This window comes from Vibrio sp. D173a (genome assembly GCF_030248475.1).
Map to the genome: position 1 here is coordinate 1 of NZ_JAHGAH010000923.1, position 596 is coordinate 596.

A 596-nucleotide genomic window follows, 5' to 3' on the forward strand; every position below is an offset into this window, starting at 1 on the left:
GTCAATTTTGCCTGGATCGAGCAGCTACGTTGGCAGTGGGCGTTATCGCCTACTTCACAAGCGCTACCACAACGCCTATTTAGAACTGATTAAACGTGCCGATTTTGACGATATCCTCCTGGTTGATATCAACGGTAACGTCGCTTACTCAGTGTTTAAACAAGACAACTACGGTACTAACCTGCTCACTGGTAAATACAAAGACTCAAATCTTGGCCTGACGTTCCAAAAACTGGCTAAAGACGTCACGGAAAAACGCAAGACTAACGAAGATTACACACCTGTTATCGTTTCCGATTTCTTAGATGAAAACGGTAAGCAGAGTGCTTGGCTAGGTGCACCGATTGTTCAACAAGGCTACCTACACAGCTACGCCATGTTCAGACTGCCAATCAACGGTATTACTAAGCTGATTGCGGATCTCAACAAGAGTTCAAACATGCAGACGCTACTGGTCGGCAGCGATCATCTACCAAGAAGTCTGGCGCATTCTCAACAAGCCATCGACCTCAGTCTCGAGGTCATTGATAAAGCGCTAGCTGGTGAAACAGCGGTTGGCACCTTTGACAACAGCTCAGATCAAGCCATCATTGCCG

At 46.8% G+C, this 596-nt stretch carries 1 pseudogene; it reads left to right on the forward strand.

Annotated features, from left to right (window positions below):
- Positions 1-596: pseudogene (locus KIV40_RS30300) on the forward strand (hybrid sensor histidine kinase/response regulator); the annotation flags it as partial.